The following is a 23,884-nucleotide window of genomic DNA, read 5'->3' on the forward strand; positions in this document are numbered from 1 at the left end:
GAAGGTGTACGTGAATCCGGCCGGCGCCTCGGTGTGGCCGAAGCCGGGGTAGTCGGGGGCGATGAGGCGGTGCGTGGCGCCGAGGGCGTCCATCTGGAAACCAGTGGGCGGGGACGACCCCCGGTGAATACTGGACGCGTTTCCACTCCTGGGGCCCCTGGCAACGGGACAGTCCCGGGAGGGCGAGTTGATCACGGAGTACCAGCGGAAGCTGCGCGAGCGGTATGCCGCCGCCACCGTCATGCCGGCCCCGGAGCCGTGGCAGCCGGTGCCGGAGCACAGGATCCCGATCGGGGGGCTGCTCGGCATCGGCTTCGCGGTCCATCCCGGCAGCGGGCACGACCTCGTCATGGTCGTCTCCGGCGCCGGTCACGGAGTCTTCGACGCGGTCACGGGCGAAAGGGTCGCCCGCGACCGGGACCCGGACCCCGACACCAGTACGCCGGACGCGTCGCCGGAGCTCACCTGTCCCGGCCTCGGCCCCCTCGCGGGCTCGGCGGTACGCATCGCCGGGCTCTTCGGCGGCGGCCTGCACAGCACCACACCGGACGGGTGGACCCTGGACGTCGTCAGCCCCGAGTGGCCCCACGACCGCGTCATCCTCTCCGCCGACGGCGGGTCGCACAACGGCCCGGCGGGCGGCACGTGGTGGCACGTCTTCCACTCCGAGTACTCGGAACTGCGCGCGGCCGGGTTCTCGCCCTCCGGCCTGACCCTGGCGGTCGCCACCAGCAGCGACCTCACCCTCTGGACCCGACCCATCCTCGACTTCGGCGACTGAGCGGACGGCGGGCCGGCGGGGCCCGCAGCGGGCCCGGAGCAGAAGAAAACCCCTGACCTGCACGGGGTACGCAGGTCAGGGGCGTGAGCGCTCTTCCTACTTCTTCTTGCCCTGGTTCTTGACGGCCTCGATGGCGGCCGCGGCGGCGGTCGGGTCGAGGTAGGTGCCGCCCGGGGTCAGGGGCTTGAAGTCGGCGTCCAGTTCGTAGGCGAGGGGGATGCCGGTCGGGATGTTCAGGCCGGCGATCGCCTCGTCCGAGATGCCGTCGAGGTGCTTGACCAGGGCGCGGAGCGAGTTGCCGTGGGCGGCTACCAGGACTGTGCGGCCGGTCAGCAGGTCCGGGACGATGGCGTCGTACCAGTACGGGAGCATGCGGACGACGACGTCCTTCAGGCACTCCGTCCTGGGGCGCAGCTCCGGCGGGATCGTCGCGTAGCGCGGGTCCTCGGACTGCGAGAACTCGGTGCCGTCCTCCAGCGCCGGGGGCGGGGTGTCGTACGAGCGGCGCCACAGCATGAACTGCTCCTCGCCGAACTCGGCGAGGGTCTGGGCCTTGTCCTTGCCCTGGAGGGCGCCGTAGTGGCGCTCGTTCAGGCGCCAGGAGCGGTGGACCGGGATCCAGTGGCGGTCGGCTGCCTCCAGCGCCATCTGCGCGGTGCGGATCGCGCGCTTCTGGAGCGAGGTGTGCACGACGTCGGGGAGCAGGCCGGCGTCCTTGAGCAGCTCACCGCCGCGGACCGCCTCCTTCTCGCCCTTCTCGTTGAGATTGACGTCCACCCAGCCGGTGAACAGGTTCTTCGCGTTCCACTCGCTCTCGCCGTGACGGAGGAGGATCAGCTTGTACGGTGCGTCGGCCATGCGTACGAGCCTAATGGACGCCGGATGCCCCCGCGCGACCCGGCCGGGCCCGCCGGTGGGCCGTCCCGGGCGCCGTCCCGGGGGTGTTGCCCGGCCCGTCTCCGATTGACGCTCCGCGTCAATCCAGTGGTGTCCGCGGGCCACCGGTCGTAACGTGCCGTGGGTATCCGCGCCACTTACATCTTCAGGGGGACCCCGTATGTCCGTTGACAGGATGAGGCGGGCCGCGCGCGCCAGCGTGTCGGGGCTGCCGCGGGAGTTCTGGTGGTTGTGGACGAGCACGCTGGTGAACCGGCTCGGGGCGTTCGTCGCCACCTTCATGACCCTCTACCTCACCCTGGACCGGGGCTACTCGGCTTCGTTCGCGGGTCTGGTGGTCGCGCTGCACGGGCTCGGCGGGGTGGTGTCGTCCCTGGTCGCGGGGGTGATGACGGACCGGCTGGGGCGTCGGCCGACGCTGATGGCCGCGCAGCTCTCGACGGCCTTCTCGGTCGCGCTGCTCGGCTTCATGCAGCACCCGGCGGCGATCGCCGCCGTCGCGCTGCTCGTCGGCATGACCTCGAACGCCTCCCGCCCGGCGGTGCAGGCGATGATGGCGGACATCGTGCGCCCCGAGGACCGGGTTCGGGCGTTCGCCCTCAACTACTGGGCGATCAACCTGGGGTTCGCGGTGTCCGCGACCGCGGCCGGTTTCATCGCCGAGTACAGCTACCTCGCGGGGTTCCTCGGCGAGGCGGCGCTGACCCTCCTCTGCGCGGTCCTCGTCTACGTCAAGCTCCCCGAGTCGCGCCCCGAGAAGGGCGCGCGGGACGCGGCGGCGGGCGGTGCGCCGGAGGCGGGCATGGGGACCGTCCTGCGCGACGGGCGGTTCATGGGGGTGGTCGGGCTGTCGTTCCTGATCTCGCTGATCTTCATGCAGGGGTCGTTCGGGCTGCCGCTGGCGATGGGCGTCGCGGGCTTCACTCCCGGTGAGTACGGGATGGTCATCGCCCTGAACGGGGTGCTGATCGTGCTGCTCCAGATCCCGGTCACCCGGCTGATCGAGCACCGCGATCCGCAGAAGCTGCTGGTCGCCTCGGCGCTGCTGGCGGGGTACGGGTTCGGGATGACGGCCTTCGGCGGCTCGCTCGGGGTGATCGCGCTGACCGTCTGCGTCTGGACGGTGGCCGAGATCATCAACTCGCCGACGCAGATGGGCCTGGTCGCGCGCCTCTCGCCGACCCACGCGCGGGGCCGCTACCAGGGCATGTACACGCTGTCGTGGGCCGGGGCCTCGCTCATCGCCCCGCTGACGGCGGGCTTCGTCATCGACCGGTTCGGCGCGGGCTGGCTGTGGGGCGCGACGGCGGTCCTCGGCTCGGTCGCGGGCCTCGGCTACTGGCTGCTGATGCGGAACCTGCCCGAGGGGGACGCAGGGGCCGACGGGGACGAGGAGACCGCCGCCGCGGCGGTCGTGCCCATCGCCCCGGTCACCCCCGTCACGCCCGTCGCCCCCGTCACGCCCGCCGGCTGAGGCGCGGCGCTCAGGCCGGGCGCTCCGTCAGGTGCTTGAAGGCGTCCAGGTTGCGGGTGGACTCGCCGCGCGAGACGCGCCACTCGTACTCCTTGCGGATGGCGCTCGCGAAGCCGAGTTCCAGGAGGGTGTTGAAGGCCCCGTCCGCGCCTTCGAGCACCGCGCCGAGGACCCGGTCCAGCTCGGCCGGGCTCACCACGGCCAGCGGGAGCCGCGCCGTCAGGTAGACGTCGCCGAGGCGGTCGACGGCGTAGGACATGCCGTACAGCTTGAGGTTGCGCTCCAGCAGCCACCGGTGGACGGCGCCTTCGTTCTCGTCCGGGTGGCGGATGACGAACGCGTTGACCGACAGCGAGTGCCGGCCCACCTTGAGGGAGCAGGTGGTCGACAGTTTGCGCGTGCCCGGCAGCGTGACGACGTACGACCCGGGCTCGGGGTTCTCCCACTCCAGCCCGGCGTCGTCCAGCGTGCTTTCGATGATCTCCGTCGCGGCGGTCTCAGCCATGGTGGGAGCGTACGTGACGGCGGTGATCGTGCATCGCCGCGGTGTACACGTCCGCCGTGCCGGCCGCGGCGGTGTCCCAGCCGAAGAACTGCGCGTGGCGGGCCGCCTCGCGTCCCATCCGGTCGGTGAGCGCGGGGTCGTCGACGAAGCGGCGCAGCTCGCGCGCGTAGTCGACCGGGTCGTGGCCGGGTACGAGGATGCCCGTGACGCCGTCGTTGACGGCGACCGGCAGCCCGCCGACCGCGGCCGCGAGGACCGGCGTACCGGCGGCCTGGGCCTCTATGGCGACCAGGCCGAAGGATTCGTTGTACGAGGGCATGACCAGCACGGACGCCGCCCGGAACCAGTCCGCGAGCTGGTCCTGGCCGACCGGCGGGTGGAAGCGGACGAGGTCGGTGATGCCGAGCCGGGCCGCGAGCTTCTGGAGGCCCTCGGGCTTGGCGAGGCCGCTGCCGGAGGGGCCGCCGACGACGGGGACGAGGAGCCTGCGCCGCATGGTGGGGTCGCGGTCGACCAGCTCGGCGACGGCGCGCAGCAGGATGTCGGGGGCCTTGAGCGGCTGGATGCGGCCCGCGAAGAGCGGGATGACGGCGTCCTGCGGGAGGCCGAGGCGGGCGCGGGCGGCGGCGCGGCCGTCGCCGACGGTGAAGCGCTGGAGGTTCACGCCGGGGTGGACGACGGCCACCTTGCCGGGGTCCGCGTCGTAGTGGCGGACCAGCTCGTCGGCTTCCTCGGCGGTGTTGGCGATGAGCCGGTCGGCGGCGGCCACGATCTGGGTCTCGCCTATGACGCGCGCGGCGGGCTCGGGGGTGTCGCCCTCGGCCAGTGCGGCGTTCTTGACCTTGGCCATGGTGTGCATGGCGTGGACGAGGGGGACGCCCCAGCGCTCGGCGGCGAGCCAGCCGACGTGGCCGGACAGCCAGTAGTGGGAGTGGACGAGGTCGTAGTAGCCGGGGCGGTGGCCGGCCCAGGCCCGCATGACGCCGTGGGTGAAGGCGCACAGCTGGGCGGGCAGCTCTTCCTTGGCCAGGCCCTCGTACGGTCCGGCGTCTATGTGCCGCACCAGGACGCCGGGGGTCAGCTCGACGACGGGCGGCAGGCCGCCGGTGGTGGCCCTGGTGAAGATCTCGACCTCTATGTTGATCGCGGCGAGGCGTTTGGCCAGCTCCACGATGTACACGTTCATGCCGCCGGCGTCACCGGTGCCGGGCTGGTGCAGCGGGGAGGTGTGCACGCTGAGCATTGCGACCCGGCGCGGTTTGCGGTGGTGCCCGACGGCGGGCAGCCGCAGGCGGGGGGCGTCGTGGCGGGTGCTGCGGGCGGCGGCGAGCCTGCCGCCGAGCCGGGACACGTACTGACTCAAGGAGCGGTCCTCTCACTCGGGCTCGTACGGTTTTCGCGGTCGGCGCGGAGAGCGGCCCGCGCCCCGCAAGGAGTGCAACCCGCGCGGGCGTCCCCCGCATTCCGGGGCGGCGCCGGGAATCCGGGCGGTTTACCGGATTTTTATGCAGCGCGGGACCTGCGCATACCCTCGGCCCATGGCCGCACGCACTCCTCCTCCCAGCCGACCCGTGGGTGCGGTGACCCGTGGCACGACCCATCCGAACCGGTTGCGCCGGATGGACCGCTGGATCGCGGCCACGCACGGCGCCTCGCTCCTGCGCGCCGGGACGCCCGTGGCGGTGGACCTCGGGTACGGGGCCGCGCCGTGGACGGCGGTCGAGCTGCTGACGCGGCTGCGGACGGTGGCGCCCGGGGTGCGGGTGGTCGGGATCGAGATCGAACCGGCCCGGGTCGCGGGCGCGAAGCCGTACGAGCGCGAGGGCCTGAGCTTCCGGCACGGCGGCTTCGAGGTCCCGCTGGACGGCGGGGAGCGGCCTGCGCTGATCCGTGCGGCGAACGTGCTGCGCCAGTACGACGAGGAGCAGGTCCGGCGGGTGTGGCAGCGGCTGTGCGGGCGGCTCGCGCCGGGCGGGCTGCTGGTGGAGGGGACGTGCGACGAGATCGGGCGCCGGCACGTGTGGGTCGCGCTGGACCCGGAGGGGCCGCGCACGGTGACCTTCGCGACCCGGCTGGGCTCCCTGGAGCGCCCCTCGGACCTGGCGGAGCGGCTGCCGAAGGCGCTGATCCACCGCAACGTGCCGGGCGAGCCGGTGCACGCGTTCCTGCGGGACTTCGACCGGGCGTGGGCCGCGGCGGCGCCGTACGCCTCCTACGGCGCCCGGCAGCGGTGGATCCGGACGGCCCGGGCGCTGGCCGCCCACTGGCCGCTGACGGACGGGCCGCGGCGGTGGCGGCAGGGGGAGCTGACGGTGCGGTGGGACGCGCTGCGCCCGTTGGGGTGAGAGGGGACGGATGGGGAACCCGGGCTCGGTGGCCGTCCGTTGAGTCCTCGACGGCCGTCCGGGGTGGGGCGGCCGCGGGGGTGGGGCCCGTGTGTGGGAGTGCGGTGGAGGGTGTTGGAATCCGCCGAGTCGTGGCACCATCCCGATGGCAGTGCGAAGTTACTGATGAATAGTCAGATCTGATACGGGATCTGGCGCGGGTGCCTGGGGGGACCATGAAGCGACACCGTGGCGCATCCGCGCTCACCCTGCTCTGTGCGATGGCGGTACTGACGGCCCCGGGCCTGGCGGGCACGGCGTACGCCGCCCCGGCGGCCCCCGCGCCGCCGGCCGCTCCGGGCACGCCCGTGCCGGGGGCGAAGTCGCTGGAGCAGGTGCACAAGGAGATAGAGGAGCTGTACCGCCAGGCGGGCACCGCCACGGACGCGTACAACCTCGCCGCGGGTGAGGCGAAGGCCCAGTCCGACAAGATCGTCGAGATCGCCAGGCAGGTGGTCGCCGGCCAGGAGCGGATCACGACGCTCAAGGCCCGCGCGGGCGCGGCGGCGCGCGCCCAGTACCGCTCGGGCGGCCTGCCGCCGGCCGCGCAGCTGGCGCTGAGCAACAGTCCCGGCATGTTCCTGAACGGCGCGGACCGGCTGCGCCAGGGCGAGAAGGCCACCGCGGACAACCTCGCGGAGCTGGCCCGGACCCAGACCGACCTCCAGCAGTACGCGGCGGACGCGAGCGCTCGCTGGCAGACCCTGGAGGCCAACCGGGTCAAGCAGGAGAACGCGAAGAACGAGATCGAGAAGAAGATCAAGGCCGCGGAGGAGCTGGAGAGCAAGCTCCAGGCCGAGGAGAAGGCCCGCCTGATCCAGCTGGAGCAGGAGGCGCAGTACAAGGCGCAGACCGCCTGGCTGTCCTCGGGCGCGCTCAAGGAGCTCCAGGGCACGGCGTCGGAGGCGGGGCGCCAGGCGGTCCGGTTCGCCACCGCCCAGATCGGCAAGCGGTACGAATGGGGCCACGAGGGCCCGGACACCTTCGACTGCTCGGGGCTCACCTCGCAGGCGTGGCTGGCGGCGGGCAAACCGATCCCGCGGACCTCGCAGGAGCAGCTGCGGCTGCTGCGGAAGGTCGCGGTCAAGGACATGCGGCCGGGTGACCTGATCATCTACTTCGACGACGCGAGCCACGTCGGGATGTACATCGGCGACGGCGCGATGGTCCACGCCCCGCGGCCGGGGCGCACCATCACGATCGCGGGCGCGGGCTCGATGCCGATCAAGGCGGTCGTCCGGCCGGACGCGTAGGGGCGTACGGCGCTCGCCGGGGCGGCCGGAGTGCGCTCCGGCGGCCGGGTCCGGGGGCCCGTGCGGGGTGACGTTGGTCATCTGGAAACGGGCCATCCCCGGCAATAACGGCATATGCCGGAGGCGGCCGCCGGGAACGCCGTTCACGCGCCGGGCGCGGACCGCTAGGGTTCGGGGCGCACGAGCGCACCCTCGGGGGGAGGGAAGGAACCGGAGACGATGCCCGCATCCGTACCGCGGCAGAGGGACACCCCGCCCGCGGAGAGCGGGCAGGCCCGCCCGCCCGCCACCTACGCCGCCGCACCGCCCCTGCCGGGCGGCACGGCCCCGTCCGCGACGGCCCCGGCCGCCTTCGGCACGGCCCCCTCGGGCGCGGTACCGCCCGCCCCGGCACCCGCCGGCGCGGGGCCGTTCGGCACGGCACCATCCGTCGGCGCGAACCCCCTCGACGCCGACTCGCTCGGTACGGACCCCTTCGGCACGCCACAGCCCGCTCCGGCGGGCTTCGGCACGGACCCCTTCGGCACGCCACAGCCCGCCCCGGCAGGCTTCGGCACGGCCATGCCCGCCCCGGCAGGCTTCGGCACGGCAGCCCCCGCCTCCGGAGTGCCGCTCGGGGCCACCTCACCCAGCGCCGGGCCGCAGGCCATGACGCTGCTGGTGATCCAGGACGACCCGGGCGGGCTCACCGTGCCCGAGATCGTCGACGCCGAGGGCCACCGCATCCGGATCCGCACCGCCCGCAACCTCACCGAGGCGCAACGGCTGCTCACCCCCGACGTGCACTGCATCCTGCTCGACCTGTGCCTGCCCGGAAGCGGAAACGGCAGCGGCAGCGGCAGCGGCAGCGGCAGCGGAAACGGAAACGGTTCCTCAGGCGGGTCGCACGGCGGCCCCGCCGCCACCGGTCCCGCGGTCGACGAGCTGGCGACCCTGCGCCAGGTGCTGCGCATGGCCCCGCGCCACGCCGTCCTCGTCCTGACCGCCGAGGCCGACGCCGAGCGAGCGGCCGAGGCCGTCCGCGTCGGCGCCCAGGACTACCTCTACGGCAGCGAACTGGACGGCCGCCTCTTGAGCCGCGCCATCCGCTACGCGGTGGAACGAAAACGCGCCGACATCGCCCAGTACAAGCTGGCCGAGTCCCGGCTGCGCGCCCAGGAGAACGCCCGGCTGGAACGCGGCCTGCTCCCCCACCCCCTCCTGGAGGGCTCGGACCTGCGCTTCGCCGCCCGCTACCACGCGGGCCGCAGCCGGGCCCTGCTCGGCGGCGACTTCTACGACACCGTCCGCACCCCCGACGGCACCGTCCACGCGATGATCGGCGACGTCTGCGGCCACGGCCCGGACGAGGCCGCCCTCGGCGTGGAGCTGCGCATCGCCTGGCGCGCGCTGACGCTGGCGGGCCTGTGCGGGGACGATCTGCTGGCGACCCTCCAGGAGGTCCTGGAGGTGGAACGTCCGAACGAGGAGATCTTCGCGACGCTGTGCACCGTGGACATCTCCCCGGACGGCCGCCGCGCGGGCCTGTGCCTGGCGGGCCATCCGGCACCGCTCATATCCTGGCCGGGCCGCCCCGCACGGCTCCTCCCCTACGAGGACAGCGGCCCGGCGCTGGGACTGCTGCCCCGGGCCCGCTGGCCCCGCCGCCAGGTCGAGCTCGGCGGCACGTGGAGCCTGATGCTCTACACGGACGGCCTGATCGAGGGCCGGATCGGCGCCGGGCGCGAACGCCTGGGCCAGGACGGCATGGTCGAGATGATCAACCGGCACCTGGACCGGGGCCTGCGCGGCGAAGGCCTGCTGGAAGCGGCGGTCAGCGAGGCCCGCCGCCTCAACGGCGGCGAACTCACCGACGACGTGGCCGTCGTCCTCCTGGACCGCGCGTCCGGCTGACGGCGCCGACCGGGCCCCGGCACCCGTGACCGGATGGCGACCGCCGTCGGCTACCGGCCGCCGTTGTAGGGCCCGTACGGCCCGTCGCTGCTGCTGCCGCCCTTGCGCGGGCCGCCGCCCGAGACCTGCCTGAGGGCGGGACGTACGTCGACGAAGAAGACGATCGAGGCGACCAGCCCGGCGATCTGCAGGAACAGCATCGCCGAGCCCAGGAAGAAGTCGACCAGGACGGCGACGCCGAGCAGCACCAGCCAGAAGGTCTTGCTCTGCTTGCCCGCGGCCCGGTAGGCGTCCTCCCGGGCCAGCAGCGCGAGGACGAACGCCGCGACGGCGAGCAGCAGCATGGCGTAACCCAGCAGCGGCAGAACCCCATTGTCGAAACCCTGCATCAACATCGACTCGACCGCCTTCTCGCGCGTGATTGCGTCAGAACGCCCCCGTCACCACGCTACCGGCTGGGCGATCCCGTGGAAGGACAACGGACCGGGTACCCGTAAAGGTGCCCGGTCCGGTCCGTGTCATTCGCGCTGCTCAGCGGGCCCGGTGGGGACCGCTCAGCTCGCGTCCTCCGGCGCGGCGCCGGCCTTCTTGGCCGTGCTCTTGCGCGCGGTCCGCTTCGCGGCGGGCTTGTCCGCGGCGGCGGGCGCCTCGTCGGCCGGCTCGGCCTGGGCCACGACCACCGCGGCGGGCTGGGGGTCGGGCTCGACGATCTCCGCGATGTCGACGATCTCGTCGACGACCTCGCCGCGCCAGGCGCGCACGGCCTGCTCGCCGTGCTCGGCGACCTTGTCGTAGGTTTCCTTGGCGCGCACCGCGTACTCCGCCGCGACGCCGACTCCGCGCAGCGCCAGGTCCTGCGCGCTCTCCCCGATCTTCTTCGGGTCGAAGGCTCCGAGGACCTCGGCGACCTTGGCGGTCACCGCTTCCTGGGCCTCGCGCGCCTTGTCCTGCACGACCTTCGGGTCGGTGTTCTTGACGGCCTCGATCCGCGCCGGGGCCTCGGCCCGCAGCTGCTCGATCAGTCCGGGCACCTTCTTGGCCTGCTGCACGGCGAGGTCGGCGGTGCCGGCGGCGAAGTAGAGCGGCGTCGGGTCGGTGAGGGTCTTCTTCAGGTCATCGGCGATGGCCATGTGCTGGTCCTCCCGGATCAGAGTCAGTTCGTCTGGGGCGTCGTGTCGTCGGCATCGGCGGCGGCGTGGGCGGCGGCATCGCCCGCGGTCTCGGCGTCGAGCGCGTTCTCCTTGCGGAACGACTCGTAGATCTGGAGCAGCACCTGCTTCTGCCGCTCGCTGATCGACGGATCGGCGAGGATGACGGCGCGCGTCTCCACCTCGTCGCGGTCCCGCTCGTCCAGGATCCCGGCCTGCACGTACAGCGTCTCCGCGGAGATCCGCAGCGCCTTGGCCAGCTGCTGGAGGATGTCCGCGGACGGCTTGCGCAGCCCGCGCTCGATCTGGCTGAGGTAGGGGTTGGAGACCCCCGCCGCCTCGGCCAGCTGCCGCAGCGAGAGCTGGGCCTGCCTCCGCTGCTCGCGGAGGTACTCGCCGAGATTGCCGACGCTGAGCGATGCCATGCCCCGATCCTGCCGCACCTTGCTAACTATTGCAAGCGCTTGCTTGCAATAACTCCCGCCTCGGCCGCCCCCGTCACGGCCGCGCGGGCCGCCCCCGTCACCGCCGCGCGCCCCTCAGCGGCACAGGGACGCGTCGACCAGGGTCGCCATGCGGTCCAGGACGGCCTTGTCGGTCGGCTGGATGGTCACCGCGATGTTGGCGGCGCGGACGGCGCCACCGGTGACGCGGACGCCGCCGCGGGTCTCGTACCCCGGGAAGCTGCCGCCGTGGCCCCAGTAGACGCCGCCGCACGACAGCGGGAAGCTCGCCAGCCCCAGGCCGTAGCGGGCGCCCTTGCCGAAGAACTCCGCGCTGACGGTCTGCTTCATCTGCGCGAGCTGGGCGGGCCTCAGGACGCCGCCGGTCAGGAGGGCGGTGTAGAAGCGGTTGAGGTCGGAGTTGGTGGAGATCATCTGACCCGCCGACGAGGCCCAGGAGGGGTCCATCTCGGTGATGTCGACCAGCGGCGCGGTCGCGGAGGCGCGGTCGTAGCCGTGCGGGTGCGGTTCGCGGATCGTCGGGTCGCCGGGGGCCGGGAAGTAGGTGTGGCGCAGCCCGAGGGGCGTGATGACGCGGCGGGTGATCTCCTCGGCGACGGAGCGGTGCGTGACCCGTTCGACGATCATGCCGGCGAGGACGTAGTTCGTGTTGCTGTACTCCCACTTCTCGCCGGGTGCGAAGTGGCCCGGGTGCGCGAGGGCGATGTCGACGAGGTCGCGCGGGGTGTAGGGCTTGGGCTGGAGGTCGTACTCGGTGTAGTTGGGCAGGCCGCTGGTCTGCCCCAGGAGGTGGCGGACCGTGATGCGGCTCCCGTCGATCCGCTCCCCGCGGACGAGGCCCGGCAGGTACGCGTCGACCGGGGTGTCGAGGCCGACGCGCCCCTCCCCGACCAGTTGCAGCACGACCGCCGCCGTGAACGCCTTCGTGTTGCTGCCGATCCGCACCTGGCCGTCCCGCGGCACCGCCGCACCGGTGGCCACGTCGCCGACGCCCGCCGTGTAGGTGCGGGTGCGGCCGTCGCGGTCCCGGACGCTCGCCAGCGCCGCGGGCATGCCGTCGTCCCGCACCAGCGCGTCCAGGCCCTGCTGGAGCGTGTCCGGGCGGGCGGGCGCCGGGTGCGCCGCGTCCGGCCGCGCCGCCGGGCCGGGGTCCGGGGCGGCGAACGCCGCGGGCGCCGTCAGCGCGGACACCGCCATGACGCCGACGGCGAGCGCCGCTCCCGCCGTTCGCCGTCCGGAGGAACGGAACTTCTGCCAAGCCTGCGTGCGCACGTGCCAACTCCCGGGAAAAGTGGGGCCATCCAGTGACATGGGCCGAAGACCCCAGCATGTCCGGGCCCCGCTGCCCGGACGACCCGGCTACCCGCCGACTCGTGGTGGGGCTAACCCCCGGCGGCGCCGGCGGGCGGCCCCGGATCCTGGCGGGGCTTCGCGCGGACGTGCATGCGCTCCCCCTGCCGCCCGAAGAGGCTGAGGAGTTCGACCGGGCGGCCGTCGGCGCTGGTGAACCAGTGGGGCAGGCGCGTGTCGAACTCGGCCACCTCGCCCGGCCCGAGGACCAGGTCGTGGTCGGCGAGGACCAGGCGCAGCCGGCCCTCCAGGACGTACAGCCACTCGTAGCCCTCGTGCGTGCGCGGGTCCGGTTCGGCGCCCCGGTCGGCGATGACCATCTTGAACGCCTGGAGGGGGCCGGGGCCGCGGGACAGCGCGACCGACGTGCCGCCGTGCGGCAGGCTGCGCGGGGTCAGCCGGACCCGCGGGTCCCCCACCTCCGGGGCGCCGACCAGGTCGTCCAGCGGCACCCGGTACGCCTCCGCGAGCGGCAGCAGCAGTTCCAGGCTGGGGCGGCGCTGCCCGGACTCCAGCCGGGACAGCGTGCTCTTGGAGATGCCGGTGGTCCCGGAGAGCGCCGCCAGGGTCAGGCCGCGGCTGGCGCGCAGCCGCCTCAGCCGCGGGCCGACCCCGTCAAGGACCGCCCGGTGCCGCGAGGGCGCGGCGCCGCGCCCCCGGTCGTGCCCTCCCGGCCCGGCGTCCTCGGGGTCCGACTGCGCGTCATGCGGGTTGCTCATGCGCGCATTCCACCTCCTCGTCCCGGAACCGGCAACAAAGGTTGGCGCCGCGCGTCCCCGGGCGCACGCTCCGGGCACACCCGCCCCCTCGCCGGAGGCGGCACCGCAGCGCAGAACGGAGTTCATGGTGAAGACGTCCCGGACGGGGCCCGCCCCGGCCGCCCCACCAGGTACGACCCGCACGCCCCCGGTCCGGTGGCTGCTCGCCGGACTGTCCCTGTCCATGCTGCTGTCCTCGCTCGGCACCAGCATCGCCAACGTCGGCCTGCCGACCCTGGCCCGGGCGTTCGACGCCCCGTTCCAGCAGGTCCAGTGGATCGTCCTCGCCTACCTCCTCGCCATCACGACCCTGGTCGTCGGCGCCGGACGGCTCGGCGACCTCGTGGGCCGCCGGCGGCTGCTGCTCGCCGGGATCCTTCTCTTCACCGGGGCATCGGTGCTGTGCGGCCTCGCGCCCGCCCTCCGGGTGCTGATCGCGGCCCGCGCGGCGCAGGGCCTCGGCGCGGCCGTCATGATGGCGCTGACCATGGCGTTCGTCGGCGCGGCGGTGCCGAAGGAGCGCACCGGCAGCGCCATGGGGCTGCTCGGCACCATGTCCGCCGTGGGCACCGCGCTCGGGCCCCCGCTCGGCGGTGTGCTGATTGCCGGACCGGGCTGGCGGGCGCTCTTCCTGGTCAACCTGCCGCTGGGCATCGCGGCCTTCCTCCTGGCCCGCCGCCACCTGCCCGCCGACCCACGCCGGACGGCCGCCGCCCGCCCCCGCTTCGACCACGCGGGCACGCTGCTGCTCGCCCTGACCCTGGCGGCGTACGCGCTCGCGATGACCCTCGGGCGCGGCCGGTTCGGCCCGCTGAACCTGGGGCTGCTCGCGCTCGCCGCCCTCGGCGCCGCCCTCTTCGTCCGCGCCGAGGCCCGGGCGCCCGCGCCGCTGGTCCGGCTCGCGCTCTTCCGCGACCGGGCGCTGGGCGCGAGCCTGGCCATGAGCGCGCTGGTCGCGACGGTGATGATGGCGACGCTGGTGGTCGGCCCGTTCCACCTGTCCCGGGCCCTCGGGCTGCCGGCCGCCGCGGCCGGGCTGGTCCTGGCGGCCGGTCCGCTGGTGGCCGCGCTGACCGGCGTACCGGCCGGGCGGATCGTGGACCGGTTCGGCGCACCGCGGGCGACCGTGGCGGGCCTGGCCGCGATGGCGGCGGGCTGCTGCGCCCTGGCGGCGGCGCCGAGGGCGTTCGGCGCCGCCGGCTACGCCGTCCCGCTCGTCGTCCTCACCACCGGCTACGCGCTCTTCCAGACGGCCAACAACACCGCCGTCATGGCCGCCCTGCCACCGGACCGGCGGGGAGTCGTATCGGGCCTGCTCACCCTGTCGCGCAACCTCGGTCTGATCACGGGCGCCTCCGTCCTGGGCGCGGTGTTCGCGCTCGCCGTGGCCGCCCCCGATCTCACCACCGCGGCGCCGGGCGCCGTGGCCACCGGCACGCGGGTCACCTTCGGTGTCGCCGCGGCCCTGGTCGCCGTGGCCCTCGCCCTCGCCGCCGCCCTCGCCCGGGGGAGCCGCCGCCCCGCCCCCTGACCGGCGGGATCCGCCCCGGCGCCTACGACGCGGCCGTACCGGTGACCACGGTCGCGTCGAGCTCCTCCGAGGACACCACGGCGACCTCCCCGAACCCGGCCGTCGTCAGTGCCCCGGCGGTCCACTGCGCCTGGCGCCCGCTCGTCTCGATCAGCAGGCGCCCCCCCGGCGCGAGCCACGGCAGGGCCCCCGCCGCGACCCGGCGCTGCACGGCGACGCCGTCCGCGCCGCCGTCCAGGGTGGTCAGCGGCTCGTGCTCGCGGGCCTCCGGCGGCAGCAGCGCGATCTCGCCGGTGGGAACGTACGGCGCGTTCGCGACCAGGACGTCGACCCGGCCCAGCAGCCGGGCGGGCAGCGGGCCGTACAGGTCGCCCAGGTGGACCCGGCCGCCGTACGGCGCCACGTTGCGCGCGGCGTACGAGACGGCCACCGGATCGATGTCGGCGGCGTGCAGCTCCACCGGAGCGCCGCCGCCCCCGCGCGCGCCCAGCTCCGCGGCCACGGCCGCGCCGACCGCGCCCACCCCGCAGCACAGGTCCAGCACCACCGCGCCCGCCCGCGCCCCGGCCGCGGCCTCGCGCACCAGGAACTCGCTGCGGCGGCGCGGGACGAAGACCCCCGCCCCCACCGCCATCCGCAGCCCGCAGAACTCGGCCCACCCCACCACGTGTTCCAGCGGATGACCGGCGACCCGGCGCTCCACCATCGCGGCTAGGCCGCCACCGGCGCCCTCCGCGGCGGCGGCCAGCAGCAGCTCCGCCTCCTCCTCGGCGAAGACGCAGCCCGCCGCGCGCAGGGTGGCGACGAGGGCGTCCACCGCCGCCGGAGCGGGGGCGGGCGCGGGCGTGGACCGGGGCGTCGCAGACAAGGGCTCAGTCCTCCAGGACGGTGACATCGAGGTGTGCGAGGCGGTCCGGGTCCGCCATGACGTCGATCGCGACGATGCGGCCGCCGCGGACCGTGAACGCCATGACCGAGGCCGGCTTGCCGTCGGGCATCGAGACCACGCCGGGCACGCCGTTGACCAGCGCGGGCCGGGCGAAGGGCGACATCCGCCGGAACATGAGCGCCTGCCGGGCGACCGCCTCCGCGCCGCGCACCAGCCCGCCCGCCACCGCCCCGAGGTCCACGCGGAGCACGACCTCCGGGTCCAGGACCGCGATCAGGTCCTCGAAGCTGCCGCCGCGCGAGGCCGCGAGGAAGGCCCCGACGACCTCCCGCTGGCGCCCCAGGTCCGGATCGGGGGCGGGCGCACCGCCCTGGACCCGGCGCCGGGCCCGGCTGGCGAGCTGCCGGGCGGCGGCCGGGGTGCGGTCCACCAGCGGGGCGATCGCGTCGAAGGGGACCCCGAACATGTCGTGCAGGACGAACGACAGCCGCTCGGCGGGCGCGAGCTGCTCCAGTACGACGAGCAGCGCCAGCCCGACCGAGTCCGCGAGCAGCACCTCCTGCTCCGGGTCGAGCCCCTCGGGGCGGCTCAGGATGGGGTCCGGTACGTGGATCCGGTCCTCCAGGGACTCCTCGCGGCGGGTCTTGCGGGACCGCAGCTGGTCCAGGCAGACGCGGGCGACGACCGTGGTGAGCCAGCCGCCCAGGTTCGCGACCCCGCTCGTGTCGGAGCGGTCGAGCCGGATCCAGGCCTCCTGCACCGCGTCCTCGGCCTCGGCGAGCGAGCCCAGCATCCGGTAGGCGACGGCCCGCAGGTGCGGCCGCTGCTCCTCGAACCGCGCCGCGAGGCCCTCGCTCCCGCGCGCGCTCCCGCCGTCGCCCCCGCCCGCGCCGTCGTTCCCGTCCCCGCTCACGCCGTCGTCCCCGTTCACGCCGTCGTCCCCGTTCATGCCGTGCTCCCTTCGTCCCCACCCTGACGCACGCGCGGCCGCCGGTGTGACCGGCGGGCCCACCGGTTCAGAAGACGTCCGGGCACCACGGGCGCCGCGCGGTGCGCAGGACCGCGTCCGCCAGCGCCAGCGCGCCCGGCCGCAGTTCCTCGATCCCGCCCAGGGCGGCGAGCCGCACCGCGGACTCGTCGCCGAGGTAGAGGGAGCCGAGCCGCGCCACGTCCAGGCGCAGGTCCGCGGGCTCCCCGGTCGGCGCGCACCGCGCCGGGCCCGCCCCGGCCGCCGTGTCCAGCCGGAAGCGGCCCCCTGCGAGCCCGTCCGGGTCGGTCACCTCCAGGACGAGGGTCGCGGGCACCGCGTACGTCCGCGCGCCGAGCGCGGCCGCCACGTCCAGGAGCCGCACCCACAGGTAGTCGGCGCTGGTCAGCGTCCGGGCGGCGCGCGGGTCCGGGAGCAGCAGCGGGGCGAGGTCGTCGGGGGCGCGCAGGCCCGTACGGACCTTCATCACCCAGTCGATGGAGCACAGGTAGTGCCACAGCGCCCGCTGCGCCGCCACGGTGACCGCGACGAGGTCCTTGACCGAGACGGTGTTGAGCGGGACCTTCGCGTCCGTCCAGTGGTCGTCGGCGCGGTAGGAGACCAGGCCCTCCACCTCTCCGGCCGCCGAGCGGTACACGGCGAAGAAGCGGGGCGTGTAGGGGTTGACCGAAATCTCCTCCAGGCCGGTGGCCAGGTTCCACCAGCGTTCCGTGCGGTCGACCGCGCCGTGCGTGGCGGCCCGCAGCCGCTCGTGCAGGGCGGGGCCCACCCGGCGCACCTCGGCGCCGTCCACCAGGTCGATCCGGCCGCCGTCGGCGGGCGCCGACCAGCGGGGGTCCAGTCCGGTGCGCGGGACGTCGATCTCCCATTCCGAGACGGCCGCGGCGGGCCCGTAGCCGTACCGGCCGTAGATCGGGTACTCGGCGGCGATCAGCGTCGACAGGACGTCCCCGCGCTCCTTGGCGGCGCTCAGTTCGGCGCGCATCATCCGGCTGAGGAGACCGCGGCGGCGGTGCGTGGGCGAGACGGTGACGTTGGAGACCGCGCTGACGGGCAGTTGCGCGCCGCCCGGCACGGTCAGTTCCTGGGCGAACGAGCGGAAGGTGCCGACGCAGCGGCCGGTGTCCGCGTCGAAGGCGCCCTGGGTGCGGGCGAGATCGGTGTACTTGGCGCGCTGGACGATGTCCGACTCGGTGGCCGCCGAAGCGGTCAGGAAGCCGGTCGCCACGGCGTTGAGCCACTCGGGCAGTTCGGATTCGGCAATGGTCCGGACGTCAGTACTCATGACCGGCCACGCTAACCGCGCCCCCGCCACCGGGTCGCCTGATTTTCCGCGGGCCGGCGTTCCCGGCCCGGCGCTTCAGACGAGCAGGTCGTCCACTTGCGCCTCGCCCTCGCGGTAGCGCCGGGTGATCTCGGCGGTGCAGTCGTCCGCGGTGCGCTGCAACTGCTGCCGGCGGCGCGAGACCTGCTGCTCGTAGCCGATCAACTTGGCCATGCCCTCGTGCAGTTCGGCGTCCGTACGGGCCCCCAGGTCCGAGAGTTCCACATCGGCCAGCATCTCCGCCGCCAGCAGCCGGTACTCCTCGCCGTGCGGGGTGCCGAGCGTGACGTGGCGCGCGGAGGCGCTGCGGCGGGACGGGGCGTCGGCGAGGATCTCGGAGAGCCGGTCGACGACGGGCGACTCGGGGTCGGTGCGGCGGGCCAGTTCGGCGCGCAGGATGTCGATGCGGCCCTGCAGGATCCTGCGGACGTAGCTCAGGTCGGCCTCGTCGCGCTGCGCGTCGCGGCGCAGGGCGCGCAGTTCGGGCAGGCCGAGCGAGCCGGTGGACGGCTCGGTGTCGGCGGTGCCCGTGCGCTGTGCGGGCGGCCGCGCCGCTGCGGCCGTGGACGTCGCCGGGACCTCGGTGCCCAAGCCGGTGGTGCCGGTGCCGGTGCCAGAAGTGTTCATGCGTTCATGTCCGTCCCCTCGACCGGTGCATGGCAGCACCGCCTGCGAGCATCGTGCCACTCTCCGTGGTGCGGATGCAGTCCTCCTCCACCCGATCGGCCCCGGACGGGTGCACGCCTGGTACACAGGTCGTATGCGAGCAGTGGTGCAGAGGGTGGACGGCGCGAGCGTCGTCGTGGCGGGCGAGACGGTCGGCGAGATCGTCGGCGAGGGACTGTGCGTGCTGGTGGGGGTGACCCACGACGACACTCCGGAGAAGGCCGCGCTGCTGGCGCGCAAGCTGTGGTCCGTGCGGATCCTGGAAGCGGAGAAGTCGTGCAGCGACGTGAACGCGCCGCTGCTGGTGGTCTCCCAGTTCACGCTCTACGGCGACGCGCGCAAGGGGCGCCGCCCCACCTGGAACGCGGCCGCTCCCGGGCCGGTCGCCGAGCCGCTGGTGGACGAGGTCGTCGCGCAGCTGCGGGCGCTGGGCGCGACGGTGGCGACGGGCCGGTTCGGGGCGGACATGCGCGTCTCGCTCACCAACCACGGCCCGTTCACCGTCGTCATCGACATCTGAGCCCGGCGGGCCGGTGGACCGGGACCCGGCGGGCGAGCCGACCGGGCCCCGCAGGGCCGCCGGTCACGGCGCGACGACGACCTCCTGCGCGGCCGCGATCGTGCCCGCCAGCAGCTGCGCGTCCACCGGAACGTTCCGCTTCACCAGGGCGAGGGCGATGGGCCCCAGCTCGTGGTGGCGGACCGCGGTGGTGACGAAGCCGAGCTGGCGGCCCTCCGCGCCGTCGGCGGCCAGCCGTACGGGCGTCCCGTGCGGCGGCAGCAGCACGTCCGAGCCGTCCAGGTGCAGGAAGACCAGGCGGCGCGGCGGCTTCCCCAGGTTGTGGACGCGGGCGACCGTCTCCTGGCCGCGGTAGCAGCCCTTCTGCAGGTGCACGGCGGAGCCGATCCAGCCCAGCTCGTGCGGGATGGTGCGGTGGTCGGTCTCGGCGCCGAGCCGCGGCCGGTGGGCCTCGACGCGCAGCGCCTCGTAGGCGTCCAGGCCGGCGGCCGGGCCGTGCTCCGCGGCGAAGGCCTCCAGGGCCTCGCGCGGCAGGAAGACGTCCCGGCCGTGGGCGGTCTCCCGTACGGCGTACTCCTTCGGCAGCTCGGCGGTCGAGCCGGCCGGGAGGTGGACCACGGCGATGTCGCCGGTGCGGTCGGCGATGTCGACGCGGTAGAAGAACTTCATCGACTCCAGGTAGCCGAGCAGCGCCTCCCGGGTGCCGGGTTCGACGTGCGCCCAGACCGTCTCGCCGTCGTCGACCAGGTAGAGGGCGTGCTCGATGTGCCCGTTCGCGGAGAGGATCAGCGCCTCGGTGGCCCGGCCGGGCGGCAGTTCGGTCAGGTGCTGGGTGAGCAGCAGGTGCAGCCAGGACAGCCGTTCGGGACCGGTGACGGTGAGGACACCGCGGTGCGAGAGGTCCACGAAGCCGCGGCCGTCGGCGAGGGCGCGCTGTTCGCCGTACAGCTCTCCGTAGTGGGCTGCTACGCCTTCGTCACGGCCTTCTGCCGCCACCGCACCGGGAAGATTGAGCAAAGGGCTGGTCATGGACCCCAGCCTACGACTGCGCCTACGGCTGTGCGGACGCCGCCTTGGCGGTGCAGTCGCGGCAGCGCCCGAAGATCGCGAAGTGCTTCATGTCGGTGTCGAAACCGAAGTCGGCGCGCAGCTTGGCCGTGAAGTCGGCCGCCACGTCCACGTCCGCCTCGATGACCTCGGTGCAGTCCCGGCACACCAGGTGGATGTGGTGGTGCCGGTCGGCGAGGTGGTACGTCGGCGCGCCGTGCCCGAGGTGGGCGTGCGAGACCAGGCCCAGCTCCTCCAGCAGCTCCAGGGTCCGGTAGACGGTGGAGATGTTGACCCCGGAGGCGGTCTTGCGGACGTGTACGAGCAGCTCGTCGGGGGTGGCGTGTTCGAGGACGTCCACCGCTTCCAGCACGAGCTGGCGCTGCGGGGTCAGGCGGTATCCGCGCTGCCGCAGGTCACTCTTCCAGTCGGTGCTCACCACGGGCCCAGTGTAGGCGTGCGGAAGGGGATCGCGGAGGGTCCGCGATCCCCTTTCACCGTGCGTGGCCGCCGGAGCCGTCGTGGCCCGCCGCGGCTCAGCGGAAGAAGGCGATGCCGTCGTCCGGCATGTCCGGGAGGTTGCGCGCCATCTCGGCGACCTCCTCGGGCGTGACGACCTTCTTGAGCTGGGCCGACATGTACGGGCGGAGCGTGACCTCGGGGGTCGTCTTCTCCCCGACCCACATCAGGTCGCCCTTGACGTAGCCGTAGAGCCGCTTGCCGCCGCTGTGCGGGCGGGAGCCCGCGGTGCGCGCGACCGCGTCGGTGATCAGGTCGATCTGGGGCTTCTGGTCGGCCAGGTCGCCGTACCAGATCTCCACGACGCCCTGGTCGCGGACCATGACGACCTCGACCTTGCGCTGCTTGTCGATGCGCCAGTAGCCCTTCTCGGACTCCAGCGGGCGGACCTTCTTGCCGTCGGCGTCGAGGACCCACGTGTGCGAGGAGTACTCCAGGAAGTCCCGGCCGTCGTGGCCGAAGACGACCTCCTGGCCGAAGTTGCACTTCTCTTCACCGGGGTAGTCGAAGACGCCCGCGCCCTCCCAGGTGCCGAGGAGGAAGGCGAGGGGCAGGAGGTCCGGGTTCAGGTCGGACGGGATCTGGATCATGAATGGCTGCTCAGGCGATCTGTGGGAGGAGGGGTTCCGGAGGACAGGCCGATCAGGAGATCAGCGCTGGCCCTGGTACAGCTTCTTCACGGCCAGGCCGCTGAAGGCGAGAACGCCGACGCAGACCAGGATCAGCAGGGAGGTGAAGACTGCCTCAAGCACGGGGTGCTCCTCGGAAGGTTCGATGGGGTTTCGGTGGGCGATACGGGCCGGGGCCCAAGCCTACTGGCCCGGACCCCGGCGCACCGTGTGAGGTAGGCCGTAGGGCCGCGGCCCGGCCCCGCCCGCTACTCCAGGAGCTGGTCCTGGAGGATCACCGTCTGGTGCAGGGGGACGTCGGCGACGGCGGCCCGGTGCGTCTGGACGACCATGCCCACCAGGTCACCGGCCTGGATGCAGCCGACCTTGGTCTGCTCGGGGCCGTACGGCTTCTCCTCGGCATAGGTGGTGACGGCGGTGTGCGCCATCCGGCCCGCCGTGGCCTGGCCGGTCTGCGCCTTGTCCCACGCGGAGTCGAGGTCGAAGGAGTCCGCGCCGCTCAGCGCCATCCCGGACTTGCAGCCCTCGAACTCGCCCGCGAAGCCGGACGAGTGGAAGCGCAGCAGGTAGACGCGGGTGGCGGTGCCGTCGGGGGTGCTCCAGCCGCGGCCCGCGATCTGGCGCAGCCCGGCGTCCTCGTCCATGCCCCGGCGCAGGCGGTCCCGGAACTTCTCGGAGTACTCCTGGAGGAAGCGGTCCCGGGTGACCATGCCGTCCTTGTCCGCCTTCAGGCTCTCGTCGGGCCGGGAGCCCTGCGGGGCGGGCAGCAGCAGCTGGCTCAGTGCCGCGTAGTGGATGCCCTCCTCGTTGTCCGGGGCGAAGGGCAGCGGGGCGCCCACCGGCAGTACCGGCTTGGCGATCACGGGGTACGTCCAGCGGCCGTCGTTCTCGGTGGCCAGGCCCGGGATCCGGGTCCGCTCGGGCGTGATCACCGCGTACGCCGTCCCCGCGGCGGCGATGGCGAAGACCAGCGCGGCCGCCGTCCAGCGCAGGGCGGCGAAGAGCGCGCGGTGGTCCTTCGGGGCGGCCGGGGGGACCGGGATCCCGGTGAGGTCCGGCGCGGCGAACGGGTTGGCGGGTGCGGGTGCGGTCCCGGGCTCGGTGGCGGTCCCGGGCTCGGTGGCGGTGGCGCTCTGGTCGGTCACGCGGACTCCCCCGGGGACTTCACGCGGTCGAGCTGCGTGCGGAACAGCTTGACCTGCGCGTCGATGTCGAACGGCTTGGTGCCGTAGGCGTGGAAGGTGATCAGGAAGTCGCCCTGGGAGGCCGCGCACAGCACCGACTCCAGGGGTTCCTTCTTCTCGCCGTCCTCGTCGGTCCCCCCTTCGCCCACGGACCGCAGTGCGCACTTGGCCTCGGGGTACCCGTCGACCTTGGGCGCCTGCCGGCCGTCGCCGATGATCTCCATCAGCTTCTTGGTGAACTCGCCGAAGGTCTTGACCGCCTGCGGGTCCGCCTGCGTGATCGCGATCTCGACGATCTCGTCGCCACTGTCGTCGCGGAAGGTGCGGCCCGCCAGCCCCTTGAGCTTGAGCTGGTCGACCATCCTGTCGCTCTCCGCGCGCCGGTCGGCGGGCAGGCTGCGGTTGTTCTCCTTCATCTGCCCGGCGGCCTTGGCGCCCGGCACGGTGAAGTAGTTGCCGTGCTCGCCCTGGTCCGGGCCCGGCCGGTAGTGCTCCGGCACCGGGATCAGCCGGTCGCCGAGCTCGCCGAGCGAGACGGCGGGCGGGGTGGGCGAGGCCGCGGCCGGAGCCGGGTCCTTCGTCTGCCAGTACACGGTGGGGGCGGTGCGGTCGGCGTCGGCGATCCAGCCGTTCGCCCACACGCCGAAGCCGGCGACGGCCGCGAGGGCCAGCGCGGCGCCGACGGCGGCCGCCGCCTTGCGGTTGACCGCGCGCGGCGGACGGGCGGTGGCGAGGAGCTCGGACGGGGCGTCCGGCCCCGTCGCGCCCGTCGGCTCGTCCAGGGTGATCCCGGAGAGGGCCGTGCCCGGGGCCGGGGTCCGCGGCTCGGTCACAGCTGCTCCACCTGTCGCTCGGCCAGGTCCACGATGTCCTTCTCGGACACCGTCCCGGTGTTGTCGAGGTACTCCATGTACATGGCGATGTTGCCGACGCGGGCGATCGCCCGGGCCTCGTGGACCGGCATGTACCCGGGCTTCTGGTGCGGCTTGGAGTACACCCACGCGTGGCCGAAGCCCCTGGGCCCGTCCGGCAGCGGCACGCCCTGGTTCCCGGCACCCTTGTCGCCCGGCATGTAGCCGGACTGCTCCCTCGTGTACTTCTCCGCGCCGAGGCGGTCGCGGAACTGCAGCAGGGTGATCACCACCGTGACCCGGTCCCCCGCGTACCAGTGGGACACCGCGATCCGCCGGACGTCGGTCGAGGCGACCGAGCGGAAACCGCGCGCGGGGTTGTCGAACCACTCTGCCGACCAGTCGCCGACGGACTCGTAGCTCCGGGACACCTGCTCCGCGCCCTTAGGCGCCTCCAGCAGCATCTTGGTCAGGTCGTCGTCGCTCTTGTCCCAGCGGTTCGCGTTGACCGAGCGGAAGGTGGTCGACCCGTCCGCCGCGATCGGCTTGGGCGTGACCAGCTTCTGCTGCGCCAGCGGGGCCAGCGGCGTGGCCGGGCGCTGGTACTGGACGCCGTACCCCGCGGCCAGGCCGGCCCCCGACCCGAGCACCGCGGCGACCGCGATCAGGAGCGCCGTGCGGCCGCGGCGGCGGCGCGGACGCGCATCACCGAGCGTAGCGGCCGGGGCGTTTGCGGCCGGAAATTCCGAGCTGTCCGAATCCGGGGCGTTCTCGCCCTCTTTCCTCAGCTCGGGGATGGTCTGTTCGTCTTTCAAAAGAGGGTCCCCCC

At 73.8% G+C, this 23,884-nt stretch carries 25 protein-coding genes; 7 read left to right on the forward strand and 18 right to left on the reverse strand.

Annotated features, from left to right (window positions below; translation table 11 throughout):
* Positions 1 to 187 precede the first annotated feature (187 nt).
* Entirely contained in the window at positions 188 to 781 is a 594-nt protein-coding gene (locus tag ABZY31_RS23130) for a hypothetical protein (protein WP_356413237.1), read from the forward strand.
* 96 nt (positions 782 to 877) lie between these two features.
* Here the strand turns inward: ABZY31_RS23130 and ABZY31_RS23135 are convergent, their stop codons facing one another.
* Positions 878 to 1,639 carry a phosphoglyceromutase gene (locus tag ABZY31_RS23135; RefSeq protein ID WP_356413238.1) on the reverse strand — a complete coding sequence of 254 codons (762 nt, stop codon included), beginning with the start codon at positions 1,637 to 1,639 and terminating at the stop codon, positions 878 to 880.
* Positions 1,640 to 1,838: 199 nt separating this feature from the next.
* Between ABZY31_RS23135 and ABZY31_RS23140 the strand changes: the two genes are divergently transcribed.
* Positions 1,839 to 3,152 carry an MFS transporter gene (locus ABZY31_RS23140; protein WP_356413240.1) on the forward strand — a complete coding sequence of 438 codons (1,314 nt, stop codon included), beginning with the start codon at positions 1,839 to 1,841 and terminating at the stop codon, positions 3,150 to 3,152.
* 10 nt (positions 3,153 to 3,162) lie between these two features.
* Here the strand turns inward: ABZY31_RS23140 and ABZY31_RS23145 are convergent, their stop codons facing one another.
* A complete protein-coding gene (locus tag ABZY31_RS23145; protein WP_356413242.1) occupies positions 3,163 to 3,657 on the reverse strand; it encodes a YbjN domain-containing protein in 495 nt (164 codons plus the stop codon).
* Positions 3,650 to 5,020, reverse strand: coding sequence for a D-inositol-3-phosphate glycosyltransferase (gene mshA / locus ABZY31_RS23150; protein WP_356413244.1), 1,371 nt, complete (start codon positions 5,018 to 5,020; stop codon positions 3,650 to 3,652). Before mshA ends, ABZY31_RS23145 begins: the two co-directional genes overlap by 8 nt.
* Before the next feature lie 175 nt (positions 5,021 to 5,195).
* On the opposite strand from mshA, the gene ABZY31_RS23155 reads away from it, so the two are divergent.
* The 3 genes from ABZY31_RS23155 to ABZY31_RS23165 all read left to right on the forward strand — a co-directional run bounded on the left by ABZY31_RS23155 (position 5,196) and on the right by ABZY31_RS23165 (position 9,187).
* Positions 5,196 to 6,002, forward strand: coding sequence for a class I SAM-dependent methyltransferase (locus ABZY31_RS23155; protein ID WP_356413246.1), 807 nt, complete (start codon positions 5,196 to 5,198; stop codon positions 6,000 to 6,002).
* A gap of 215 nt (positions 6,003 to 6,217) precedes the next feature.
* Complete coding sequence (locus ABZY31_RS23160) at positions 6,218 to 7,294, forward strand: NlpC/P60 family protein (protein WP_356413248.1); 1,077 nt, start codon at positions 6,218 to 6,220, stop codon at positions 7,292 to 7,294.
* A 219-nt stretch (positions 7,295 to 7,513) separates the two neighbouring features.
* On the forward strand, positions 7,514 to 9,187 hold the full coding sequence (locus ABZY31_RS23165; RefSeq protein WP_356413250.1) for a SpoIIE family protein phosphatase: 1,674 nt from the start codon (positions 7,514 to 7,516) through the stop codon (positions 9,185 to 9,187).
* A 50-nt stretch (positions 9,188 to 9,237) separates the two neighbouring features.
* On the opposite strand, the gene ABZY31_RS23170 is transcribed toward ABZY31_RS23165, so the two are convergent.
* The 5 genes from ABZY31_RS23170 to ABZY31_RS23190 form a co-directional block, all read right to left on the reverse strand.
* On the reverse strand, positions 9,238 to 9,582 hold the full coding sequence (locus ABZY31_RS23170; protein ID WP_356413252.1) for a DUF2516 family protein: 345 nt from the start codon (positions 9,580 to 9,582) through the stop codon (positions 9,238 to 9,240).
* Between the two features lie 159 nt (positions 9,583 to 9,741).
* Positions 9,742 to 10,317: a hypothetical protein gene (locus ABZY31_RS23175; protein ID WP_356413254.1), complete on the reverse strand. Its 576-nt coding sequence runs from the start codon at positions 10,315 to 10,317 to the stop codon at positions 9,742 to 9,744.
* A 23-nt stretch (positions 10,318 to 10,340) separates the two neighbouring features.
* Positions 10,341 to 10,760: a helix-turn-helix transcriptional regulator gene (locus tag ABZY31_RS23180; protein ID WP_356413256.1), complete on the reverse strand. Its 420-nt coding sequence runs from the start codon at positions 10,758 to 10,760 to the stop codon at positions 10,341 to 10,343.
* A 114-nt stretch (positions 10,761 to 10,874) separates the two neighbouring features.
* Complete coding sequence (locus ABZY31_RS23185) at positions 10,875 to 12,071, reverse strand: serine hydrolase domain-containing protein (protein ID WP_356413258.1); 1,197 nt, start codon at positions 12,069 to 12,071, stop codon at positions 10,875 to 10,877.
* Positions 12,072 to 12,181: 110 nt separating this feature from the next.
* Entirely contained in the window at positions 12,182 to 12,868 is a 687-nt protein-coding gene (locus tag ABZY31_RS23190; protein WP_356413260.1) for a helix-turn-helix domain-containing protein, read from the reverse strand.
* Positions 12,869 to 12,992: 124 nt separating this feature from the next.
* Between ABZY31_RS23190 and ABZY31_RS23195 the strand changes: the two genes are divergently transcribed.
* Positions 12,993 to 14,438, forward strand: a complete 1,446-nt coding sequence (locus ABZY31_RS23195) for an MFS transporter (protein ID WP_356413261.1) — start codon at positions 12,993 to 12,995, stop codon at positions 14,436 to 14,438.
* A 22-nt stretch (positions 14,439 to 14,460) separates the two neighbouring features.
* Here ABZY31_RS23195 and ABZY31_RS23200 read toward each other — a convergent pair whose 3' ends face one another.
* The 4 genes from ABZY31_RS23200 to ABZY31_RS23215 form a co-directional block, all read right to left on the reverse strand.
* Complete coding sequence (locus ABZY31_RS23200) at positions 14,461 to 15,333, reverse strand: putative protein N(5)-glutamine methyltransferase (RefSeq protein ID WP_356413262.1); 873 nt, start codon at positions 15,331 to 15,333, stop codon at positions 14,461 to 14,463.
* A complete protein-coding gene (locus ABZY31_RS23205; RefSeq protein ID WP_356413264.1) occupies positions 15,311 to 16,276 on the reverse strand; it encodes a sigma-70 family RNA polymerase sigma factor in 966 nt (321 codons plus the stop codon). Before ABZY31_RS23205 ends, ABZY31_RS23200 begins: the two co-directional genes overlap by 23 nt.
* 67 nt (positions 16,277 to 16,343) lie before the next feature.
* Positions 16,344 to 17,600 carry a GNAT family N-acetyltransferase gene (locus ABZY31_RS23210; RefSeq protein WP_356413266.1) on the reverse strand — a complete coding sequence of 419 codons (1,257 nt, stop codon included), beginning with the start codon at positions 17,598 to 17,600 and terminating at the stop codon, positions 16,344 to 16,346.
* A 75-nt stretch (positions 17,601 to 17,675) separates the two neighbouring features.
* Entirely contained in the window at positions 17,676 to 18,266 is a 591-nt protein-coding gene (locus tag ABZY31_RS23215; protein WP_356413268.1) for a hypothetical protein, read from the reverse strand.
* A gap of 133 nt (positions 18,267 to 18,399) precedes the next feature.
* Between ABZY31_RS23215 and dtd the strand changes: the two genes are divergently transcribed.
* The gene (gene dtd, locus ABZY31_RS23220) at positions 18,400 to 18,825 is read left to right on the forward strand and encodes a D-aminoacyl-tRNA deacylase (RefSeq protein WP_356413270.1); all 426 of its coding nucleotides are present in this window, start codon (positions 18,400 to 18,402) and stop codon (positions 18,823 to 18,825) included.
* Between the two features lie 63 nt (positions 18,826 to 18,888).
* Here dtd and ABZY31_RS23225 read toward each other — a convergent pair whose 3' ends face one another.
* The 6 genes from ABZY31_RS23225 to ABZY31_RS23250 form a co-directional block, all read right to left on the reverse strand.
* A complete protein-coding gene (locus tag ABZY31_RS23225; RefSeq protein ID WP_356413272.1) occupies positions 18,889 to 19,854 on the reverse strand; it encodes a folate-binding protein in 966 nt (321 codons plus the stop codon).
* Positions 19,855 to 19,876: 22 nt separating this feature from the next.
* Complete coding sequence (locus ABZY31_RS23230) at positions 19,877 to 20,314, reverse strand: transcriptional repressor (RefSeq protein WP_356413274.1); 438 nt, start codon at positions 20,312 to 20,314, stop codon at positions 19,877 to 19,879.
* 94 nt (positions 20,315 to 20,408) lie between these two features.
* Positions 20,409 to 20,981, reverse strand: coding sequence for an FABP family protein (locus tag ABZY31_RS23235; RefSeq protein ID WP_356413275.1), 573 nt, complete (start codon positions 20,979 to 20,981; stop codon positions 20,409 to 20,411).
* Between the two features lie 287 nt (positions 20,982 to 21,268).
* Entirely contained in the window at positions 21,269 to 22,165 is an 897-nt protein-coding gene (locus ABZY31_RS23240; RefSeq protein ID WP_356413277.1) for a hypothetical protein, read from the reverse strand.
* The gene (locus ABZY31_RS23245; protein ID WP_356413279.1) at positions 22,162 to 23,037 is read right to left on the reverse strand and encodes a hypothetical protein; all 876 of its coding nucleotides are present in this window, start codon (positions 23,035 to 23,037) and stop codon (positions 22,162 to 22,164) included. The genes ABZY31_RS23240 and ABZY31_RS23245 overlap by 4 nt, the downstream gene beginning before the upstream one ends.
* Positions 23,034 to 23,870 (reverse strand): hypothetical protein, encoded by an 837-nt coding sequence (locus ABZY31_RS23250; RefSeq protein ID WP_356413280.1) that lies wholly within the window; start codon positions 23,868 to 23,870, stop codon positions 23,034 to 23,036. Before ABZY31_RS23250 ends, ABZY31_RS23245 begins: the two co-directional genes overlap by 4 nt.
* Positions 23,871 to 23,884: the final 14 nt, after the last annotated feature.

It is taken from the genome of Streptomyces sp. NPDC006529 (assembly GCF_040611795.1).
Lineage (GTDB): Bacteria > Actinomycetota > Actinomycetes > Streptomycetales > Streptomycetaceae > Streptomyces.

Bases quoted from the DNA above. Each gene is read 5' to 3' on its own strand.
- ABZY31_RS23135 (WP_356413238.1), bottom strand. From the start codon at position 1,639: ATGGCCGACGCACCGTACAAGCTGATCCTCCTCCGTCACGGCGAGAGC.
- ABZY31_RS23140 (WP_356413240.1), top strand. From the start codon at position 1,839: ATGTCCGTTGACAGGATGAGGCGGGCCGCGCGCGCCAGCGTGTCGGGG.
- ABZY31_RS23145 (WP_356413242.1), bottom strand. From the start codon at position 3,657: ATGGCTGAGACCGCCGCGACGGAGATCATCGAAAGCACGCTGGACGAC.
- ABZY31_RS23155 (WP_356413246.1), top strand. From the start codon at position 5,196: ATGGCCGCACGCACTCCTCCTCCCAGCCGACCCGTGGGTGCGGTGACC.
- ABZY31_RS23160 (WP_356413248.1), top strand. From the start codon at position 6,218: ATGAAGCGACACCGTGGCGCATCCGCGCTCACCCTGCTCTGTGCGATG.
- ABZY31_RS23165 (WP_356413250.1), top strand. From the start codon at position 7,514: ATGCCCGCATCCGTACCGCGGCAGAGGGACACCCCGCCCGCGGAGAGC.
- ABZY31_RS23170 (WP_356413252.1), bottom strand. From the start codon at position 9,582: ATGTTGATGCAGGGTTTCGACAATGGGGTTCTGCCGCTGCTGGGTTAC.
- ABZY31_RS23175 (WP_356413254.1), bottom strand. From the start codon at position 10,317: ATGGCCATCGCCGATGACCTGAAGAAGACCCTCACCGACCCGACGCCG.
- ABZY31_RS23180 (WP_356413256.1), bottom strand. From the start codon at position 10,760: ATGGCATCGCTCAGCGTCGGCAATCTCGGCGAGTACCTCCGCGAGCAG.
- ABZY31_RS23190 (WP_356413260.1), bottom strand. From the start codon at position 12,868: ATGAGCAACCCGCATGACGCGCAGTCGGACCCCGAGGACGCCGGGCCG.
- ABZY31_RS23195 (WP_356413261.1), top strand. From the start codon at position 12,993: ATGGTGAAGACGTCCCGGACGGGGCCCGCCCCGGCCGCCCCACCAGGT.
- ABZY31_RS23200 (WP_356413262.1), bottom strand. From the start codon at position 15,333: ATGTCACCGTCCTGGAGGACTGAGCCCTTGTCTGCGACGCCCCGGTCC.
- ABZY31_RS23205 (WP_356413264.1), bottom strand. From the start codon at position 16,276: ATGAACGGGGACGACGGCGTGAACGGGGACGACGGCGTGAGCGGGGAC.
- ABZY31_RS23210 (WP_356413266.1), bottom strand. From the start codon at position 17,600: ATGAGTACTGACGTCCGGACCATTGCCGAATCCGAACTGCCCGAGTGG.
- ABZY31_RS23215 (WP_356413268.1), bottom strand. From the start codon at position 18,266: ATGAACACTTCTGGCACCGGCACCGGCACCACCGGCTTGGGCACCGAG.
- dtd (WP_356413270.1), top strand. From the start codon at position 18,400: ATGCGAGCAGTGGTGCAGAGGGTGGACGGCGCGAGCGTCGTCGTGGCG.
- ABZY31_RS23225 (WP_356413272.1), bottom strand. From the start codon at position 19,854: ATGACCAGCCCTTTGCTCAATCTTCCCGGTGCGGTGGCGGCAGAAGGC.
- ABZY31_RS23235 (WP_356413275.1), bottom strand. From the start codon at position 20,981: ATGATCCAGATCCCGTCCGACCTGAACCCGGACCTCCTGCCCCTCGCC.